Source organism: Streptomyces sp. NPDC002853, from assembly GCF_053591915.1.
In genome coordinates this window covers 333,189-352,148 of the sequence record NZ_JBSFUS010000008.1, presented here as the reverse complement: position 1 = coordinate 352,148, position 18,960 = coordinate 333,189, and the positions used below count along the sequence as shown (strand labels likewise).

At 70.2% G+C, this 18,960-nt stretch carries 21 protein-coding genes; 6 read left to right on the top strand and 15 right to left on the bottom strand.

Features of this window, described 5'->3' with window-relative positions:
• Window positions 1-144: 144 nt before the first annotated feature.
• The 7 genes from cbiE to ACWD02_RS23650 form a co-directional block, all read right to left on the bottom strand.
• Window positions 145-1,356 (bottom strand): precorrin-6y C5,15-methyltransferase (decarboxylating) subunit CbiE, encoded by a 1,212-nt coding sequence (gene cbiE / locus ACWD02_RS23680; RefSeq protein ID WP_451214207.1) that lies wholly within the window; start codon window positions 1,354-1,356, stop codon window positions 145-147.
• A 118-nt stretch (window positions 1,357-1,474) separates the two neighbouring features.
• Window positions 1,475-2,116, bottom strand: coding sequence for a GNAT family N-acetyltransferase (locus ACWD02_RS23675; RefSeq protein ID WP_451214204.1), 642 nt, complete (start codon window positions 2,114-2,116; stop codon window positions 1,475-1,477).
• Between the two features lie 135 nt (window positions 2,117-2,251).
• Entirely contained in the window at window positions 2,252-3,076 is an 825-nt protein-coding gene (locus ACWD02_RS23670) for a MetQ/NlpA family ABC transporter substrate-binding protein (protein WP_451214201.1), read from the bottom strand.
• Window positions 3,077-3,078: 2 nt separating this feature from the next.
• The gene (locus ACWD02_RS23665) at window positions 3,079-3,915 is read right to left on the bottom strand and encodes a MetQ/NlpA family ABC transporter substrate-binding protein (RefSeq protein ID WP_451214198.1); all 837 of its coding nucleotides are present in this window, start codon (window positions 3,913-3,915) and stop codon (window positions 3,079-3,081) included.
• Between the two features lie 56 nt (window positions 3,916-3,971).
• Complete coding sequence (locus ACWD02_RS23660; protein WP_451214195.1) at window positions 3,972-4,703, bottom strand: methionine ABC transporter permease; 732 nt, start codon at window positions 4,701-4,703, stop codon at window positions 3,972-3,974.
• Window positions 4,700-5,767, bottom strand: coding sequence for a methionine ABC transporter ATP-binding protein (locus ACWD02_RS23655; protein WP_451214192.1), 1,068 nt, complete (start codon window positions 5,765-5,767; stop codon window positions 4,700-4,702). Before ACWD02_RS23655 ends, ACWD02_RS23660 begins: the two co-directional genes overlap by 4 nt.
• 406 nt (window positions 5,768-6,173) lie before the next feature.
• Window positions 6,174-6,821 carry an HAD family hydrolase gene (locus ACWD02_RS23650; protein WP_451214189.1) on the bottom strand — a complete coding sequence of 216 codons (648 nt, stop codon included), beginning with the start codon at window positions 6,819-6,821 and terminating at the stop codon, window positions 6,174-6,176.
• Window positions 6,822-6,913: 92 nt separating this feature from the next.
• Here ACWD02_RS23650 and ACWD02_RS23645 point away from each other — a divergent pair, with 92 nt between their 5' ends.
• Complete coding sequence (locus ACWD02_RS23645; protein WP_363210953.1) at window positions 6,914-7,273, top strand: hypothetical protein; 360 nt, start codon at window positions 6,914-6,916, stop codon at window positions 7,271-7,273.
• 1 nt (window position 7,274) lies between these two features.
• Window positions 7,275-7,718 carry a hypothetical protein gene (locus tag ACWD02_RS23640; protein WP_451214186.1) on the top strand — a complete coding sequence of 148 codons (444 nt, stop codon included), beginning with the start codon at window positions 7,275-7,277 and terminating at the stop codon, window positions 7,716-7,718.
• Here ACWD02_RS23640 and ACWD02_RS23635 read toward each other — a convergent pair.
• From ACWD02_RS23635 to ACWD02_RS23625, 3 genes are all read right to left on the bottom strand, one after another.
• Complete coding sequence (locus ACWD02_RS23635) at window positions 7,715-8,218, bottom strand: GNAT family N-acetyltransferase (protein WP_451214183.1); 504 nt, start codon at window positions 8,216-8,218, stop codon at window positions 7,715-7,717. The genes ACWD02_RS23640 and ACWD02_RS23635 overlap by 4 nt on opposite strands.
• 37 nt (window positions 8,219-8,255) lie before the next feature.
• Window positions 8,256-8,771, bottom strand: coding sequence for an RNA polymerase sigma factor (locus ACWD02_RS23630; RefSeq protein ID WP_451214180.1), 516 nt, complete (start codon window positions 8,769-8,771; stop codon window positions 8,256-8,258).
• Window positions 8,772-8,845: 74 nt separating this feature from the next.
• Complete coding sequence (locus ACWD02_RS23625) at window positions 8,846-10,012, bottom strand: glycerophosphodiester phosphodiesterase (protein ID WP_451214177.1); 1,167 nt, start codon at window positions 10,010-10,012, stop codon at window positions 8,846-8,848.
• A 512-nt stretch (window positions 10,013-10,524) separates the two neighbouring features.
• On the opposite strand from ACWD02_RS23625, the gene ACWD02_RS23620 reads away from it, so the two are divergent.
• A complete protein-coding gene (locus tag ACWD02_RS23620) occupies window positions 10,525-11,088 on the top strand; it encodes a lysophospholipid acyltransferase family protein (protein ID WP_451214174.1) in 564 nt (187 codons plus the stop codon).
• 70 nt (window positions 11,089-11,158) lie between these two features.
• On the opposite strand, the gene ACWD02_RS23615 is transcribed toward ACWD02_RS23620, so the two are convergent.
• The 4 genes from ACWD02_RS23615 to argH all read right to left on the bottom strand — a co-directional run bounded on the left by ACWD02_RS23615 (window position 11,159) and on the right by argH (window position 15,832).
• Complete coding sequence (locus ACWD02_RS23615) at window positions 11,159-12,700, bottom strand: MFS transporter (protein WP_451214171.1); 1,542 nt, start codon at window positions 12,698-12,700, stop codon at window positions 11,159-11,161.
• On the bottom strand, window positions 12,697-13,248 hold the full coding sequence (locus ACWD02_RS23610; RefSeq protein WP_451214168.1) for a TetR/AcrR family transcriptional regulator: 552 nt from the start codon (window positions 13,246-13,248) through the stop codon (window positions 12,697-12,699). The genes ACWD02_RS23615 and ACWD02_RS23610 overlap by 4 nt, the downstream gene beginning before the upstream one ends.
• A gap of 82 nt (window positions 13,249-13,330) precedes the next feature.
• Window positions 13,331-14,305 carry an aldo/keto reductase gene (locus tag ACWD02_RS23605; RefSeq protein WP_451214165.1) on the bottom strand — a complete coding sequence of 325 codons (975 nt, stop codon included), beginning with the start codon at window positions 14,303-14,305 and terminating at the stop codon, window positions 13,331-13,333.
• A gap of 96 nt (window positions 14,306-14,401) precedes the next feature.
• Complete coding sequence (argH, locus tag ACWD02_RS23600) at window positions 14,402-15,832, bottom strand: argininosuccinate lyase (RefSeq protein WP_451214162.1); 1,431 nt, start codon at window positions 15,830-15,832, stop codon at window positions 14,402-14,404.
• A 138-nt stretch (window positions 15,833-15,970) separates the two neighbouring features.
• Between argH and ACWD02_RS23595 the strand changes: the two genes are divergently transcribed.
• The 3 genes from ACWD02_RS23595 (at window position 15,971) to ACWD02_RS23585 (ending at window position 18,351) form a co-directional block, all read left to right on the top strand.
• A complete protein-coding gene (locus ACWD02_RS23595) occupies window positions 15,971-16,558 on the top strand; it encodes a pyridoxamine 5'-phosphate oxidase family protein (RefSeq protein ID WP_451214159.1) in 588 nt (195 codons plus the stop codon).
• Window positions 16,559-16,561: 3 nt separating this feature from the next.
• Entirely contained in the window at window positions 16,562-17,275 is a 714-nt protein-coding gene (locus tag ACWD02_RS23590) for a L,D-transpeptidase family protein (protein WP_451214156.1), read from the top strand.
• Window positions 17,276-17,355: 80 nt separating this feature from the next.
• Complete coding sequence (locus ACWD02_RS23585) at window positions 17,356-18,351, top strand: bile acid:sodium symporter family protein (RefSeq protein ID WP_451214154.1); 996 nt, start codon at window positions 17,356-17,358, stop codon at window positions 18,349-18,351.
• Window positions 18,352-18,403: 52 nt separating this feature from the next.
• Here ACWD02_RS23585 and ACWD02_RS23580 read toward each other — a convergent pair whose 3' ends face one another.
• Window positions 18,404-18,958, bottom strand: coding sequence for an arginine repressor (locus ACWD02_RS23580; RefSeq protein ID WP_451214151.1), 555 nt, complete (start codon window positions 18,956-18,958; stop codon window positions 18,404-18,406).
• Window positions 18,959-18,960 lie beyond the last annotated feature (2 nt).

Sequence of the window (18,960 nt, the reverse complement as noted above, 5' to 3'; positions counted from 1 at the left end):
GCGCCACGTTGCGCGCCCTCCGGTCCTGCCGTACCACACACCCCCCAAAACGGGCGAGCTTTCCGGACATTGACCAACTATTTGCCGGACACTCGGTGCGGTACAACGATCGGCCAGCCTACCCCGCACCGTGCCGCGGCAGGGTCACGGGGCGCGATCGGGCAACTGTCCGGAGAGCACGAAGACCACGGTCCGCTCCCGCTCCGTCCACGCGCGCGTGTCGAGTTCGACGGACTGGAGCAGCGCGCATTCGACGGTGTATCCGTGCTCCGTCAGGCCCCTGCCGATGAGTTCGGCGGCGTCACGGGTCGACGCGTGCGTCACGATCCGCGCCGGGCGGCGGTCGGCGACGGCGGAGACCACCTCCGCTCCCCCGCCCCCGATCCGTACGACGTCGGGCTCGGGCAGGTCTTCGAGTACGTGCGGCGCGGTGCCGTGCAGGATCTGCGGCTGCACGCCGAAGTGGCGGGCGACGGCCGTGGTGCGGGCACAGGCGTCGGGGTCGGCGTCGACGGCGATGACGGCGGCGCCGAAACGTGCCGCCTCCACGGCGAAGGCGCCGCTGCCGCAGCCGATGTCCCAGACCAGATCGCCCATGCGCGGCCCGATGCGGGCGAGTTGGACGGCCCGCAGCCGGTCGCTCTCGCCCTCTCCGAGGTGGGCGTCGCCGCCGTAGGCGGGGGCGGGCAGCGCCCAGCCGCGCGGGGTGCCCGGGTCACGTCCGGCGACCCAGCCGGTGTCGGTCGTGGCGGCAGGGCCGCCGACGACGATGACGACGTTCGGGTCGCGCCAGGTGTGGTCGGCGGCCTTGTCCGAGGTCAGGACGGTGACCTGTTCGCGCTCGGTGCCGAGCTCCTCGCAGATCACGAAGGTGCGGTGCACGCCCTGGAGGAGCAGGCCGAGCTCGGCCGGGCCCGCGCCGGGCGAGGTGAGGACGGCGACCTTGGTGTGCGCGCGGCAGACGTTCACGGCGCGGCGCAGCGTACGGGGGTGGGCGACCACGACCTCGGCGTCGTCCCAGGGCATCCCGGCGCGGGCGAAGGCCTGGGCGACGGAGGAGACGGCGGGCACCACTTCGACCTCGAGGCCGAATTCCGGGGCGCGCAGGGTGCGGACGACGCCGAAGAATCCCGGGTCGCCGTCGGCGAGGACCACTGCGGTGCCGCGGTGGGCGGCGATGCGGCGGGCGGCCAGGCTCACGCTGCCCAGGCGGATCCGTTCCGCGGCCGGCGGGACCTCGGTCAGCGCGAGGTGGTGGGCGGCGCCCGCGACGAGTGTGGCGGCGCCGAGCGCCGAGCGCGCCGCGGCGGTCAGCGGCGAACCGTCCCAGCCGATCACCGTGACGCGGTCGGCCATCGTCGTCTGTCTCCTGGTTTCTCGCGGATCGTCTGAGCGGCCGGGTGTCGCGTGTAGGGGGCAACCGCGTGCGGCCAGGGGCGAGCGTACCTGGTGGGGCCCTGAGGTGCTTGTGGGGTCAGTTCCAGTCGGAGAAAGCCGTGAACCCGCTGTCGGCGAGCTGCTCGCCGACTCCTTCCAGATCCTCGGGGAGCAGACTCCACACGATGAGGTCGGTGCGGACCTCGATCCAGCCGCCGAACGGGTCTCCGCCGTTTCGCGTACGCGCTATCCAGGCGCCCCGCAGGACTCCCTCGCTGATGCAGCCGATCTTCTGCGCGACCTGCTGGGCCGCGGTGTTGTCGGCGGCGGTGCGCAGCTCGATGCGCTCGAAGCGCTGGTCGTTGAAGAGCCACTGGGCGGTGGCGAGCGCCGCCTCCGACGCATAGCCCTCGCCGCGGGCCCAGGGGGCGACGACGTACTTGAGTTCGCTGGAGCGTACGCGCCAGTCGGTGTCGCGCAGCTGCACGATGCCGACCAGGCGCTGGGTGAGGAACTCCGTGACGGCGAGGGCGATGCCGCGGCCCTCGGTGCGCTCGGCGGGTGCGAGGCGGTTGATCCAGTCGCGGGCGTCGTCCTCGGTGTAGGGCTGGGGCACGGAGGTCCAGGCGGTGACCATCTCGTCGTTCATCATCTCCGCGTACGCGGAGACGTCGGCTTCCTCGAAGGGGCGCAGCACCAACCGCTCCGTGCTGATGGAGATATCGGGGAAGGTAGTCATGCGCTGCTCCGTAACCTGGAACCCTCGGGCCTGCTGAAGTGCCCAGCATGCAGCATGCCGACGCGCAAACGCACCACGGGGTCCGCTCCTTCATCAGGAGTGGACCCCGTGGTGGGGACGGAAACGGACTGTGCGTCAGGTCGTTTCGACGGGCAGGACGGAGCCCTTGTACTTGTCCTTGATGAACTGCTTCACCTCGGGTGAAGTGAGCAGTTCGGCCAGCTTCTTGACCCTGGGATCGTTCTCGTCGCCCTTCTTGACGGCGAGCACGTTGTTGTACGGATTGTCCTTGGGTGACTCAAGAAGGATGGCGTCCTTCTTTGGGCTGAGGTCGGCGTCGAGCGCGTAGTTGTTGTTGATGACCGCGGCTTCGACGTCTTCCAGGGAGCGGGGCAGCTGGGCGGGTTCCAGCGGCTTGATGGTGAGCTTCTTCGGGTTGGACGTGATGTCCCCGGGGGTGGCGGTCGAACCGGCCCCCTTCTTGAGCCCGATGACGCCCTTGGAGGCGAGGAGTTGCAGCGCCCTGCCTTCGTTGGTGGTGTCGTTGGGAATGGCGACGGTCGCACCCGCGGGCAGCTTGGTGACGTCCTTCGTCTTCTTCGCGTACACCCCCATCGGCGGCAGATAGACCTCGGTCACCGGCGTGAGCTCCGTCTTCTTGGACTTGTTGAAGTCCTCCAGGTACGGGGTGTGCTGGTAGAGGTTGGCGTCGAGGGACCCTTCCTGGAGCGCGGTGTTCGGCGTGACGTAGTCCGTGAACTCCGTGATCGTGAGGTCGAGTCCCTTCTTCTTCGCGAGGTTCTCCTTGATGTACGTGAGGACTTCGCCGGCCGGGGTCGGGGTGGCGCCGACGGTGAGGGTGTCACCGTCGGCGCCTTCCGAGCCGGATCCGGCACCGCACGCGGTCAGGCCGAGCGTGAGGGCCAGGACACCGGCAGCGGCCATGACGGGCGTACGCATGATCAGAACGCCGCGACGACGGCACCGTCGTACTTGTCGTCGATGAACTTCTTGACCTCGGGCGAGGTGAGGAGCTTGGCGAGCTTCTTCACGCGCGGGTCGTTCTCGTCGCCCTTCTTCACGGCGAGGAAGTTGCCGTAGGGGTTGCCCTTGGCGGGCTCGGCGACGATGGCGTCCTTGGCGGGGCTGAGCTTGGCCTCAAGGGCGTAGTTGCCGTTGATCACCGCGGCGTCGACGTCACCGAGGGAGCGGGGCACCTGGGCCGCCTCGATCTCCTTGAACTTGAGGTTCTTCGGGTTCTTCGAGACGTCCTTGGGAGTGGCCTCGTAGCCGACGCCCTTCTTGAGCTCGATCAGGCCGTTCTCGGCCAGGAGCTTGAGCGCGCGGGCCTCGTTGGTGGTGTCGTTCGGCAGGGCGACCGTGGCGCCCTTCTTCAGGTCGTCGAGCTTCTTGACGCTCTTGGAGTAGATGCCGAGCGGCTCCAGGTGCACCGTCGCGTTCGGGACGGGCACGATGTCCGTGCCGTTCTTCTTGTTGAAGTCGTCCAGGTACGGCTTGTGCTGGAAGTAGTTGGCGAAGACCTCGCCCTGCTCCACGGCGGTGTTCGGCGTGACGTAGTCGGTGAACTCCCGCACGTCGAGGTCGAGACCGGCCTTCTTCGCCAGGTTCTTCTTGACGTAGTCGAGGATCTCGCCCTGCGGCGTGGGAGTGGCGGCGACGATGAGCGCGCCGTCCTTGTCTCCCGCGGCGGAGCCCTTGTCGGAGCCGCAGGCGGAGAGACCGAGGGTGAGGGCTCCGACAGCGAGGACAGCGGTGGTGATCTTGGCGGTGTTACGCACGAAAAGTGCCTTTCTCCATGGGTGGTACGCCCCGCGATGGGGTGTGCGGGGTGGGTTCAGATCGAGGGGGCCTGGGGCGCGGACGTCTTGAGCTTGAGCAGGCGCAGCTTGGGAGCGGCGCCCGAGTGGCCGCCGCGCCGGTGCAGCCTGCGGGCCGCGTAGTCGCCCGCGAACTGGATGATCGAGATGACGACGGCGAGGACGCCGACCGTGATCCACATCAGTTCGGTCTCGAAGCGCTGGTAGCCGTAGCGGATGGCGATGTCGCCGAGGCCGCCCGCGCCGACGGCGCCGGTGATGGCCGAGTAGCCGATGATCGTGACGATCGTCGTGGTGGTGCTGGAGATCAGCGAGGGCAGCGACTCCGGCACCAGGACCTTGCGTACGACGGTCCAGGTGTTGCCGCCCATCGACTGCACGGCCTCGACGAGGCCGCCGTCGACCTCGCGCACCGCGGTCTCCACGAGCCGCGCGAAGAACGGCGTGGCACCGATCGCGAGCGGCACGATGGCGGCCTCGCGGCCGATGGTCGTGCCCGTGATCCAGCGCGTGAAGCCCATCAGGGCGACCATGAGGATGATGAAGGGCATCGAGCGCGCGATGTTCACGATCTGCCCGATGAGCTTGTTCACGACCGTGTTCTGCAGCAGCCCGCCGCGGTCGGTGAGGACCAGCAGAATGCCGAGCGGAAGTCCGGCGACGACGGCTATCAGCGTCGACCAGCCGACCATGTAGAGGGTGTCCCAACAGGCCTGCTCCAGCAGGGGCTGCATCTCCGACCAGGTCACTTGGCACCTTCCTTGACCAGCAGCGTGCTGTCCTTCGGGGCGGTCGCGGGGTCTTCGCCCGCGACGTTCGCGATGTCGACCTGCAGTCCCTGCTCGCGCAGGAAGCCGATCGGGACGACGTTCTCCTCGAAGCGGCCCGGCAGCTCGATACGCATCCGGCCGACCTGCTTGCCCGCGACGGTGTCCATCGCGGCGCCGAGGATCGAGATGTCGATGTTGTACGTGCGCGACAGCTGGGAGATGACCGGCTGGGTCGCGGCCTCGCCGTGGAAGGTCACGTCGACGACGGTGCGGTTCTCGCCCGTGGCGTCGCCGCTGACCGGGAAGAGCGCGGCGGCCAGCTCGGAGCCGGGCGTCGCGAGCAGCTCGGTGACGGTGCCGGACTCGATGATCCGCCCGTTCTCCATGAGGGCGGCGGAGTCGCAGACGCTCTTGACGACGTCCATCTCGTGCGTGATCAGCAGGACGGTCAGGCCGAGCTGCTGGTTGAGGTCGCGCAGGAGCTTGAGGATGGAGCGGGTGGTCTCCGGGTCCAGGGCGCTGGTCGCCTCGTCCGAGAGCAGCACCTTCGGGTCACCGGCGAGCGCGCGGGCGATGCCGACGCGCTGCTTCTGGCCGCCGGAGAGCTGCGCCGGATAGGACTTCGCCTTGTCGGCGAGGCCGACCAGGTCGAGGAGTTCGAGGGCCTTGCGGGAGCGCTCGGCGCCACTGAGACCGAGGATCTCCAGGGGCAGCTCGATGTTGTCCTTGACGGTGCGCGAGGACAACAGGTTGAAGTGCTGGAAGACCATGCCGATGCGGCTGCGCGCCCGGCGCAGGTCCTTGCTCGCGCGGCTGCCGCGCCCCGCGAGGGCGGTGAGGTCCTGGCCGGCGACGCTGACGGTGCCGGCGGTGGGGCGCTCCAGGAGGTTCACGCAGCGGATCAGCGAGGATTTGCCGGCGCCGGACTGGCCGATGACGCCGTACACCTCGCCTTCGCGGACATGCAGATCGACGCCGTCGAGGGCAGTTACTTCACGACCGCGTGAGCGGTAGACCTTGGTCAGGCCGGAAGTGGTGATCACAGGGGTTTCCGTCACTGTCGAGTGCGCGGCGCGGTTTTCGCCGGGCACGGGGCATTCGTGGGGAACGCGGCACGGTTTCTCGCGGTGGCGAAAGGAACCGGAGGAGGTGTGCGCGGGGCAGGCTCGCTTCCTACGTCTCGTCCGCCGGTAAGGCGTACGTCGCACAGGGGCGCGGCACAGCGGCTTCGCTTCGGGGCGCGATGCTCAGGAGTGGTGGGGGGGCCCTCAGAAGGCGCACATTCGACACATACAACGAGCACCGGGCGTCGTGATCGCCTCGGTCGCAGGGTTGCGGCTGCTCGTCGTGGTCATGTGGACCAGTAAAACACGCGTGCGGTCACGCACCGCCACCATTGTCCGGTATACGGACAGCCGGTGGACAGGTGCGGGCGTCGGCGGTGGCTGCTCAGCTCGCGACGGTGATCTCCACGCCGCCCTCGGTGGCCTGTGCGGACACGGCCGAGAGGTCTTTCACGACGACATCGGCGGTGAGCTCGCCGGCGGTGTGTGTTGTGGCCAACGCCACGGTGGTCATGCCGGCCGCGCGCCCCGCCGTGAGGCCCGCGGGCGCGTCCTCGAAGACCACGCAGCGCGCCGGGTCCACGCCCAGTTTCGCGGCCGCGAGCAGGAAGGGCTCCGGGTCCGGCTTGCCGCGCGTGATGTCGTCGGCGGCGATCAGCATCGCGGGGTCGATGCCGACCTCCGCGAGCCGGGCCTCCGCGAGGCGCCGCCCGGCGGAGGTCACGACGGCCCAGCGCTCGGGCGGCAGGGAGGCGAGCAGCTCACGGGTGCCGGGAAGGAGCACGACGCCGCCGGCGACGTCCGAGACCTCCAGCTCCTCGATGCGGGCGACGGCCTCGGCCACGCGCTCGGCGGGCAGCATGTCGGCGATGATCTCGGCGGCGGGGCGGCCGTGCAGCTCGACCCGGGCGAATTCCTCGGCGGTGATCCCGTACTCCTGCGCCAGCCGCGTCCAGCAGCGGTACACCGACGCCATCGAGGAGATGAGGGTGCCGTCGTTGTCGAACAGGAGCGCTTCAGCGTGGATCTTCATGGTGTTCGAGCGTACGGGTCGCCCCGGGGGTGCGCGCATGGGGTCTCAGGGGTGCGCGCATGGGGTCAAAGGGCCCGTAATAAAGTCACGGCATGCTTGTTGCCCTGACGATCGCGACCGCCGTGGCCGCGCTCGCGCTCGCCGCGTGGTGCGGCTTCGCCGCCTACCGTGACCAGCCGACCAAGGACTGGCACTTCATCGGCATGGGCGTGGTGACCTTCCTGGCCACGGTCCAGCTGATCGTCGGCATCGTCCAGCTGGCCCGGGGCGAGAAGCCCGAGCAGGGCATGACGATCTTCATCGCGTATCTGATCGGTTCCTTCGCCTGCGTGCCGGCGGCGGGCTTCATGTCCCTGGCCGAGCGCACCCGCTGGGGCTCCATCACGGTCGCCGCGGGTGGCGTGGTCCTCGCCGTGCTCCAGGTACGGCTCTACGACATCTGGGGAGGCTGAGGTGACGGTGACCGAACCCGAGAACTCCGGGCGGCCGGAGGCTCCCGCCCGCCAGAAGCTGGTCGGCGGTCCCGGCATCCTTCTGGTGTGGCTGTACGGGGTGATGGTGGTCGGCGCCGTGTCGCGCTCGGCCGTGCAGATCTCGGCGGACTTCCACAAGGCCCCGCTCGCGTACACGCTGTCCGCGCTCGCGGGTCTCGTCTACGGCTTCATCACGTACTCGCTCGTACGCGGCGGCGAGAGGGCCCGCAAGGCGGCGCTGGTGTGCTGCGCCGCCGAGCTGGTGGGCGTCCTGGCGGTGGGGACGTGGACGCTCGTCGAGCCGTCCGCCTTCCCCGATGCCACGGTGTGGTCGGACTTCGGGATGGGCTATCTGTTCATCCCGGTGATCCTCCCGGTCACGGCGATCTTCTGGCTGACCAAGGCGCGGCGGGCGGGGCGCTAGGCCCTGGCCGCATACGCCTGGTCGGCCGACTCCTTGGCGAGCGTCACCACCGTGAGCCGGTCGTTCACATGCCGGGTGTTCACCGCCGTATAGCCGTGCTTGCGGTAGAGCTGGAGGTTCTGTTCGCTGCGGTGGCCGCTGGAGAGCTGGAAGCACTTGGCGGTGCCGCCCGCGCCGAGGCGCCTCTCTATCGCGTCCAGGAGCCGGCCGCCCAGACCGTGGCGCTGCATCCTGGGGTGGACGATGAGTTTCTCGATCCGCGCCGTTCCGTCGGCGTCGACCGTGCCGCGCACCGACGCGACCACCTCGTCCCCGAGGCGGGCCACCAGCACGTTCCCGGTGGTCAGTTCGGCCTTGATGGAGTCGAGGGACTGCGTGAGCGGCTCGATGGAATGGTCGCCGTACAGCTCGGCCTCGCTCTGGTAGCACAGGTACTGCAGTTTGAGGATCTTCTCGGCGTCCTGTCCGCCCGCCTCCGAGATGGTCACGCTCATGCCCATGTGTGCATGCCTCCCGCTCACCTGCTCCGCCGGTTGTCTATCGCTCCATTCCCCACGGTGCAGGAGCTGCAACCTCCGCCGCGAGCATTCTGCGCAGGCATCCCAGGCAACGGGAACGTTCGGGCCCCAGACTGCCCTGTGACATTCCCAACTCACCTGCGATCTCCCGGTAGGTGAGGTCCTCGGGGGACAGCAGCGCCGCCATGAGACCGGGGCAGCGGCCGGGCAGTCTGCGCACCGCCGCGTGCAGGGTGCGGTCGCGGTCGGCCCGCAGGGCGCGCTGCTCGGGCCCGCACTCGGAGTCGTCGGCGGGCTCGGCCGCGTACGCCACCTCGCGCTCCTGCGTACGTCGGCTGTGGCGTGCCTCGGCGGCGACGGCGGCGCGCAGCCAGGTGGCCGGGTCGGCGGGTGGGTCGGCGGCGTCCATGCGTTCCAACAGGCGCAGCCAGACGGCCTGTTCCAGGTCACCGGGGTCGGCGCCAGAGCCGTGCGCCGCGGCGGAGGCCTCGGCGGCGAGGAGCGGGCGCAGCGTGGGGATGAGCGAGTGAGTCATGCAGGGCGTGACGCGGCCGCCCCGGCAGGAGGTTGCCGGGGCGGCCGTCTGTCACCCCAACCGGGGCCGGGCGGTCAGCCGTTGACGAAGTCCTCGCGGGCGAGCAGCGCGGTGTCGCAGTTGTCGGAGAAGATCCCGTCGATGCCCGTCTCGAAGTACGCCTTGAAGGCCCCGAAGGCGTCGCCGTAGGCCGCCGGGTCGGTGCCCTTCCTGAAGTTCGCGGGCAGGAAGGTGTTCTCGTTGCGCATCGTGTACGGGTGCAGGATCAGGCCCGCCTTGTGCGCGTCCTTGACCAGGGTGGTCGGGGTGCCGAGGCTTCCGTCCGGCTTCCTCGGGATGATCAGGTCGAGCGTGGGGCCGATGCCCTGCGCGAACGACGCCATCCACTTCAGGCCCTCGGGCTTGATGAGGTCGGCGACGGTGCGCGGGTCGCCCGCCTCGACGAAGTCCCAGGGGCGGGAGCTCGCGCCGGAGAGGAGCACCACGAGCGGCGGGTCGACCAGCTTGTTCAGGCGCTGGATGCTGCTGGGTTCGAAGGACTGCAGGAAGTTGGGCGAGCTCTTCTTGTGCCGACCGTACTTGCGAAGGAGCTTGGCGAGCGGCTCCTCGAGACCGAGGCCCAGCTTGCGGAAGTACGTGGGGTGCTTGGTCTCGATGTGCAGCCAGACCCGCTTGCCGCGCTCACGTCCCTGCTTGTCGGCCCACCGGAAGACCTCCTCCAGGGTGGGCACCTCCCAGCGGCCGTCGTAGAGCGTGTTGCGCTGGCGGGTGCCGGGGATGCGCTCCTTGGCGCGCAGCGTCTTCAGCTCGGCGAGCGTGAAGTCCTCGGTGAACCAGCCGGTGTAGGAGGTGCCGTCCACGGACTTGGTGGTCTTGCGCGACGCGAACTCGGGGTGCGCGGCGACGTCCGTGGTCCCGGTGATGTCGTTCTCGTGACGGCATACGAGATGGCCGTCCTTGGTGGGCACGATGTCCTGCTCGATGACGTGCGCGCCCATGTCGAGGGCGAGCTGGTACGCGCCGAGCGTGTGCTCGGGCCGGTAGCCGCTGGCGCCGCGGTGCGCGACGACCGTGGGGACCGGCAGGTCTCTGTGCCCGTGCCTGGCGTCGGCTCTCGCCACGCCGGGCAGTCCCACGACGGCCGTGCCCGCCCCGAGGACCGCCGCTCCCAGTACCGCGCGTCGCCCCGGGCTCCGCTCCCCCGACCCCGACCCCGACCGACCCGGCTTCTGTGTGGCCATTGAGCGCTCCTCCCGATGTACTGCCTTGCACCTGACAAAGCGGCACGATCGTAGGTGGCCTCACGTGACGGACGGGAGACCCTGGACCGAACGTAAGGGTGACGCCGGATGGCGACTGGTGTGCGGGGTGGGGTCCTTTCGGTGGGCATCGGTACGGCGCGTCCGCCCCGGAACTGCGTGGCAGCGCGTGACCTCGGCGCGTGACAAGGGCCACTAGGACGCGCCACATGGGGCACACGGGGATAACGTCATCACAGGGAGAGCGGTCCGAGGGCTACACCACGCACCTGCATGTCAACTCTGCGTATCCAGTGCGTGAACCCGATGTGCGGTGAGCGTGGACCCGCGAGTATCGTCCTCACCTGCACATACTCGTCGTCGACCCGTTGACACCGGAGGGCCCGTTGTCCCGTCTCGCGCTCATCAAGGCTGTGCTCGGACCGATCTTGCGTCTGATGTTCCGCCCTCGGGTGGAAGGCGCAGAGAACATTCCGGGCACTGGCCCGGTCATCATGGCCGGAAATCACCTCACGTTCATCGACTCGATGATCATGCCCCTCGTCTGCCCGCGTCCGGTGTACTTCATCGGCAAGGACGAGTACGTCACCGGCAAGGGGCTCAAGGGCCGCCTGATGGCCTGGTTCTTCACCGGCTCCGGCATGATCCCCGTGGACCGCGACGGCGGCCACGGCGGTGTCGCCGCGCTGATGACCGGGCGACGCGTCCTGGAGGAGGGCAAGCTCTTCGGCATCTACCCCGAGGGCACCCGCTCCCCCGACGGCCGTCTGTACCGCGGCCGTACGGGCATCGCCCGGCTGACCCTCATGACCGGTGCGCCCGTCGTCCCCTTCGCGATGATCGGCACGGACAAGCTCCAGCCGGGCGGCAAGGGCCTGCCGCGGCCGGGCCGCGTGACGGTGCGCTTCGGTGAGCCGATGGAGTTCTCGCGCTACGAGGGCATGGACCGCGACCGCTACGTGCTGCGCGCCGTGACGGACTCCGTGATGACGGAGGTCATGCAGCTCTCCGGTCAGGAGTACGTGGACATGTACGCCACCAAGGCGAAAGCCGCCTGACGGTACGCGACGCACGAAGGAGGGCCGTACCCCGCGGGGTACGGCCCTCCTTCGTGTCAGCGGTCAATGACTAGTGCTCCACGCCGTCCTCCAGCTTCGAGCCCTTCAACAGGAACCACGCCGCCACGGCGGTGGCGATGAGTACCCCCGCGCCCACACCCGCCGCCAGGCGCAGGCCGTCGACGAAGGCGCCCTGGGCCGAGGCCAGCATGGCCTGGGCCTCGTGGGCGGGCAGGCTCGCGGAGGATTCCACCGCGCCGCCCAGTGACTCGTGCGCTGCCGATGCCACCTCGGGCGGGGTGCCCGCCGGGGCGGTGAAGTCGCGGTAGACACCGGTGACGATGGAGCCGAGCAGGGCGATGCCCAGGGCGGCGCCCAGTTCGTACGCCGTCTCGGAGACCGCGGACGCGGCGCCCGCCTGCTCCTTGGGCACGCTGGAGAGGATGACCTCGGCGGTCACCGTGAACGAGAAGCCCGCGCCGATGCCGACGACCAGGAGCGAGGCCCCGAGCAGCGGATAGCCGGTGCTCTGTTCCAGCGTGGTGAGCGCCGCAAGCGCGATGCCCACCGCCGCGAGTCCACCGGCCACCACCGCGCGCACGGAGAACCGCCGCGCGACCATGCCCGCGATCAGACCGGCCGCCACCGCGCCCACCGCGGCGGGCAGTTCGGCAAGGCCCGCCTCGAACGGCCGCCGCCCCTGGACCAGTTGCAGGAACTGGGAGAGGAAGAAGACCAGGCCCGAGAGCCCGAGGACCGTGAGGAGGTCGGCGAGGACCGCCCCGGAGAACCCCCGGTTGCGGAACAGACGCATGTCCAGGAGAGGCGCCGTCAGGGTGAGCTGGCGCCGTACGAACCAGGTGAGCGCGGCCACGCCGAGCACGGCCGCCGCCCCGATGTCCCAGCGGATGCCGTGCGCCGCCGCCTCCTTGATGGCGTACACGACGGCGATCATGCCGATGAGCGAGAGCACGACGCTGACCAGGTCCCACGGGCCCGGCGCCGGGTTCTTCGACTCGGGCAGGAACTTGATGCCGACGACGACCAGGACCGCCATCACCGGCAGGTTGATCAGGAAGACCGAGCCCCACCAGAAGTGTTCGAGCAGGAAACCGCCGACGACAGGGCCGACGGCGGCACCGGCCGACGCCATGGCACCCCAGATGCCGACCGCGAGGCTGCGCTCGCGGGGGTCGTGGAAGATGTTGCGGATCAGCGCGAGCGTGGACGGCATCAGCGTCGCACCCGCGACACCGAGCAGCGCGCGGGCCAGCATGAGCAGCTCGGGCGTCGTCGCGTAGGCGTTCAGGACCGAGACCGCGCCGAAGGCGACGGCGCCGATCAGCAGCAGCTTCTTGCGGCCGATGCGGTCACCGAGGCTGCCCATCGAGACCAGCAGACCCGCGATGACGAACGAGTAGATGTCGCCGATCCACAGCAGTTGCGTGCCGGTCGGCTTGAGGTCCTCGCTGATGTAGGGGGTGGCGAGGCCGAGCACCGTCGCGTCCACGGCGACGAGCAGCACGGCCAGGACCAGCACGGCGAGCGCGAGCCAGCGGCCGGGGCTGCGCTCGACCTCCGCCGACGCGGTCCGCTGTTCGATGCTGGTCATGGTTCCACTCTCCGTTGTGCGCCGCCGATCAGCAGCTCGGCGATCATGTGTGTGAAGTCCTTGGCGGCCACGCGGCCGTCCAGTACGGCCCAGGCGCCTGCGCCGACGAGGCCGTACAGCGCCTCCGTGAGCCAGGCGGGGCTCAGGTCGATGCGGAACTCCCCGCTCTCCTGGCCGCGCCGGAAGAGCGCGCCGATGCTGTCGTCGAGCCGGGACCAGCCCTCGTGCTGGGCGTCGTCCTCGAACAGCTGGTTCTCGGTGACGAGGAACGCGAGAAGGCCCGCGGCCGGCTGGATCTCCTTCACCAGGCGGCGCAGTGCCTCCTGGGCGGTGTCCTCGCCGAGCCTGGCCGCCTCCAGGGCGGCCTCGCACTCCTGGATGCCGAGCTCCTCCAGGGCGCGCACGAGGGCGTCGCGCCCGGCGAAGTGGCGGTGCAGGGTGGCACGGCTGATCCCCGCCGCGCGCGCCACTTCGTCCATCGTGGCCGAGCCTTTGCGGGTGAGGAGCGCCGCGGCACTGCGCAGCACCTGATCGCGATCGACTGACATGAGACAACCATAATCCATATGAGACATTTTTGTCTCACGAGATACGCGCGCCTCTCAGCGGAGGGGTGACGCCGGGGGTTTCTCAGTGCCAGGGCAGCTGCCCGCGGCGCTCCCAGTACGCGGCGGGCTCCTCCACCAGACCCGCGAGCCGCTCCAGCTGCCCGGCGTCGAGGTCCACGGCCGCCGCGTGCAGGTTCGATACGAGCTGGACCGAGGTGGCGGCGCCGGAGAGGACGACGCCTGCCCACGGCTGCCGGAGGACCAGGGCCAGGGCGACGGCGTCACAGCCGAGCCCGGTGGCTTCGGCGATCTCGCACAGGGCGGCGGGAGCCTGCGGGTCGGCGAGGCGGCCGTTGGCCATGGCCTCCTTGACCAGGACGGTGAGGCCCGCGTCGTGGGCCTCGGCGAGCGCGGGGCCCGCCGATGTCTCCAGGGCGTTGTACGTGGCCTGGACCGTACGGAAGAGGGGCTCGCCGTCGACGGTCACCTCGAGGGCGGCGCGGATCGCGGCCGCCTGCTGAGGGCCGCTGACGGAGAGCCCGACCGTCACGCCCGTGGACGCCAACTCGGCCAGCTTGGCCTGGAGTTCCTTGTCGGCGAGGGCGGGGCTCTCCGGAGTCACGGAGTGGATCTGATAGAGGTCGAGCCGTTCGCCGAGCAGTTGGGCGCTCTCCTCGCGCTGGCGGACGTACGCGGCGAGGCTGTGGTCCTTGACCTCGTGCGGGCCCGCGGCGTCGGCGTTCCATGCGGCCGTGTAGGTATAGCCCCACTTGCTGCCGATCACGACGTCATGGATGTCGGGCCTGGCGTGCAGCCAGTCGGCGAGGAACTCCTCGGAGCGGCCGTAGGAGCGCGCCACGTCGATGTACCGCACGCCCAACGCGTAGGCGGCGTCCAGGAGTTCGAGGGTGCGTTCGCGCAGGGCCTCGACGCTGCGCGAGGGCGGCAGGTCGGCGTCGCGGCCGAGCGTGATGTAGCCGGGCCTGCCGACGGCGGCGAGGCCGAAACCGATGTGGGCGGTGGGGGTGGTGGCTGCGGCCAGGCGAGAAAAGGGCATCGCGGGCTCCGTTCGGTCGGCTCCTCCGGCTTCCTGCGGAAGACGACCAACGTAACCCGCGATGCCCACGTCAACGCGGCACGCGCTGCCCCGGCGTCACTTACGCGCCGCGGCCCACTCCCGCTGGACCGTCAGGTCGGCCTTGACCTCGGTGAGCTGGGCGGCGACGGCCGAGGGAGCGGTGCCGCCGCGGCCGTTGCGGGACGCCAGGGCGCCGGGGACGTTCAGGACGGTGCGGACCTCGGGGGTCAGGTGCTCGGAGATCTTGGCGAACTGCTCGTCCGTGAGCTGGTCGAGCTCGATGCCGTGCGCCTCGCACTCCTTGACGCACTCGCCGGCGACCTCGTGCGCCACCCGGAACGGCACACCCTGCTTGACCAGCCACTCGGCGATGTCCGTGGCGAGCGAGAAGCCGGCCGGGGCCAGCTCCTCCATGCGCTCGCGGTGCACGGTGAGCGTCGCCATCATGCCGGTGAAGGCGGGGAGCAGGACCTCGAGCTGGTCGCAGGAGTCGAAGACCGGCTCCTTGTCCTCCTGGAGGTCGCGGTTGTACGCGAGGGGAAGCGCCTTGAGCGTGGCCATCAGGCCGGTCAGGTTGCCGATGAGCCGCCCGGACTTGCCCCGCGCCAGCTCGGCGATGTCCGGATTCTTCTTCTGCGGCATGATCGACGAGCCGGTGGAGAAGGCGTCGTGGAGCGTGACGAAGGAGAACTCCTTCGTGTTCCACAGGATGATCTCCTCGGCGATCCGGGAGAGGTTCACGCCGATCATCGCGGTGATGAAGGCGAACTCCGCCGCGAAGTCACGGGACGCCGTCCCGTCGATGGAGTTGGCGGCCGAGCCGTGCTCGAAGCCGAGGTCCGCGGCGACGGCCTCCGGGTCGAGACCGAGCGAGGATCCCGCGAGCGCGCCCGAGCCGTACGGCGACACGGCCGTCCGCTCGTCCCACTGCCGCAGGCGTCCCGCGTCCCGGGAGAGCGACTGGACGTGCGCGAGGACGTGGTGCGCGAAGAGCACGGGCTGGGCGTGCTGGAGGTGCGTACGGCCCGGCATGGCGACGTCCGGGTGCGCCTCGGCGAGGCCGACCAGCGCGCCCTGGAGGTCGGCGATCAGGCCGCCGATGACGCGGGCGTGGTCCCGCAGATACATCCGGAAGAGCGTCGCCACCTGGTCGTTGCGCGAACGTCCCGCGCGCAGCTTGCCGCCGAGGTCCGCCCCGAGGCGCTCAAGGAGGCCCCGCTCCAAAGCGGTGTGAACGTCCTCGTCGGCGATGGTGCCCACGAAGGAGCCGTCGGCCACGTCGGCCTCGAGCTGGTCGAGGCCACCCAGCATGCGGGTCAGCTCGTCCTCGGTGAGCAGCCCCGCCTTGTGGAGCACGCGTGCGTGGGCGCGGGACCCGGCGATGTCGTACGGCGCGAGGCGCCAGTCGAAGTGGACCGACGCCGACAGCTTGGCCAGGGCCTCGGCCGGGCCGTCCGCGAACCGGCCGCCCCAGAGCCGGACGTCACCGCCGTTGTTGCTGCTCACTTCACGTACTCCTTAGCCTGCATTCGCCGTCATGCATGAGTATGCAGAACTCCGTATGTTTCGTCAATCCAGCCATGGGCCGAGACGGCGCCCGAAGTCATTAGACAGGCGAAGTATCTCGGCGAATAATCCCTGGCCATGGGAAAGACTCACGAACGCATCGACGGCAGACTCCGCTCCTTCATCGAGGCTCAGCCCGTCTTCTTCACCGCCACCGCGCCCCTGGCCGACGACGGCACGATCAACCTCTCCCCCAAAGGCCTGACCGGCTCCCTCGCCGTCATCGACGATCTCACCATCGCCTATCTGGACTTCGCGGGCAGCAACGCCGAAACGGTCGCGCATCTGCGGGAGAACGGCCGCATCACCCTGATGTGGACCGCCTTCCAGGGGCCGCCGAACATCGTCCGGGTGCACGGGCGCGGCGAACCCGTCTTCCGCGACGACCCGCGCTGGGCGGAGCTGCTCGGGCACTTCCCCGACATAGACCCGACCCCGCACGGCCTGCGCGCCATCATCGTCGTGCGGGCCGAACTCATCCGCGACACCTGCGGATACGCGGTGCCCTTCATGTCGTACGACGAGGACCGCGACCTGCACGCCAAGCGTTTCGCCCGCGAGGACGACACGTCCCTGAGCGCCTACTTCAGCAAGAAGGAGTACATCGCACGGAGCATCGACGGCCTGCCGGGCCTGCCACTGCCCCTGCCCCCCACTACGGTCTGAGCCATGCGCCCCCGTGCCGCCGTTCTCGCCTCCGCAGCCGCCCTCGTGCTCGCCGTCACCGGAACCCTCGGGGCCGCGCCGGGCACGGGCCCTCGGCTGCCGGACCGCATGGCCGACACGGGCGGCGGCAGCCAGCTCATCACCGCCGAGGCCGCACGCACCGGTTCCACCACCGGCACCGTCACCTGGTGGGACCGGCGCGGCGGAGGGTGGACGAAGACCGGCTCCGCGGCGGCACGCTTCGGCGCGAAAGGCCTGGTGGAGGGCGGCTCCCGCAAGCAGGGGACCAACACCACCCCCACCGGGCTCTACCGCCTCCCGTACGCCTTCGGGATCAGGGCCGAGCCGGCGGGCACGACCTACCCCTACCGCCGGGTCGCGAAGAACTCCTGGTGGTGCCAGGACAACGACTCCCGCTCCTACAACCGCTGGACGCAGCCCCGCCCCGCCGACTGCCGCGCCGCCGAGTCCGAGCACCTCATCACGTACGACCCCCAGTACACGCACGCCCTGGTGATCGGCTTCAACTACGACCGCCCGGTGCGCGGCCGCGGCGCCGGGATCTTCCTGCACGTCAACGGCCGCGGCGCGACGGCGGGTTGTGTGTCCGTGCCGGGTGAGGCCATGGCCCGCATCCTGCGCTGGGCCGAGCCGGACCGGCGGCCGCACATGGCGATCGGGACGGCGTCAGGGGCGACCGCCATCACCCGGTACTGAGCGGCCGCACCAGCTCCGTGTAGCGACCACATATCGAGACGGGTTTGCGTCCGTGCCACGCGGCGGCGTTGCATCGCCGGGTGCAAACCGAACAGACGATCCCCAGTTCAACGGAGAGCGGCGACAGGGCGGCCCGCCTCGCCGTCACGGTCTTCCCCGTCCTCGTGCTCGCCGCGGGCGCGCTCGGCCTGATGACGCCGGACACCTTCGAGGGCTGGGGCACGAACGTCCCGTACCTCCTGGGGCTCGTGATGTTCTGCATGGGGCTCACCATGACCCCGCTCGACTTCCAGGGCGTCGTCAAGCGGCCCTGGGCCGTCGCACTCGGTCTGGTCGCGCACTACGTGATCATGCCGGGGCTCGGCTGGCTGATCGCCCACGCGCTCGGGCTCTCGCCCCAGCTGGCGGCCGGTGTGATCCTCGTGGGCTGCGCGCCGAGCGGGACCGCGTCCAACGTCGTGACCTACCTGGCGCGCGGCGACGTGGCCCTGTCCGTGTCCGTGGCCACCGTCTCGACCGTGCTCGCGCCGCTCATCACGCCGCCGCTGACCCTGCTCCTCGCGGGCGAGTACCTGCCCGTGGACGCGGGGTCGATGGTCACCGACATCCTCAAGACCGTGCTGCTGCCGGTCCTCGCCGGTCTCGTCGTACGCCTGCTGTTCGGCCGCTACATCGGGCGGGTGCTCAGCGCGCTGCCGTGGCTGTCCGCGCTGACCATCGCCGTCATCGTGGCCGTGGTGGTCGCGGGCAGCGCGGCGGCCATCAAGTCCGCCGCCCTGCTGGTGTTCGTCGCCGTCGTCCTGCACAACGGCCTCGGCCTCGCGCTCGGCTACGGCGCGGGCAAGCTGGCCCGGCTCGGCCCGCCCGCGTCGCGGGCCATGGCCTTCGAGGTCGGCATGCAGAACTCGGGGCTCGCGGCGTCGCTCGCCACCGCCCACTTCAGCCCGCTCGCCGCACTGCCCGCCGCCGTGTTCTCCGTGTGGCACAACATCTCGGGGGCCTTGGTCGCCGCCTGGATGTCGCACCGGGCACGCCGAACGGAGCAGGAGACGGAATCCAGCCCGTCCGGCGTTTGAGGACGAACTCGGCGAAGCCGGTGATGGGCGGTGCCCAAGGCCAGGGGCCCGGTCAGTGCTCGTTCGAAGCCAGCCGCAGCAGGTGATCCGCCAGCGCCTGACCCCCCGTGGCCTCCCGGCTGATCAGCATCAGGGTGTCGTCTCCGGCGATCGTCCCCAGGATGTCGTGCAGTTCCGCCTGGTCGATCGCCGAGGCGAGGAACTGGGCCGCGCCCGGCGGTGTGCGCAGGACCACCAGGTTGGCCGAGGCCTCCGCGGAGATCAGGAGCTCCGCGGAGAGGCGGCGCATCCGCTCCTCCTTGGCCGACTCCCCGAGCGGCGCGCGCGGCGTGCGGAAGCCGCCCTCGCTCGGCACCGCGTAGATCAGGTCGCCCTCGGCGTTGCGGATCTTCACGGCGTTCAGCTCGTCCAGGTCCCGCGACAGCGTCGCCTGGGTGACCGTGAGGCCGTCGTCGGCGAGCAGCTTCGCCAGCTGGCTCTGGGAGCGCACCGGCTGCCGGTTGAGGATGTCCACGATCCGGCGGTGGCGTGCGGTGCGGGTCTGCGGCACGGCGGGCCCGGTGTGATCCGGGTGTTCCGCGTGCTCGTTGCCTTGCGCCTGGCTCATCG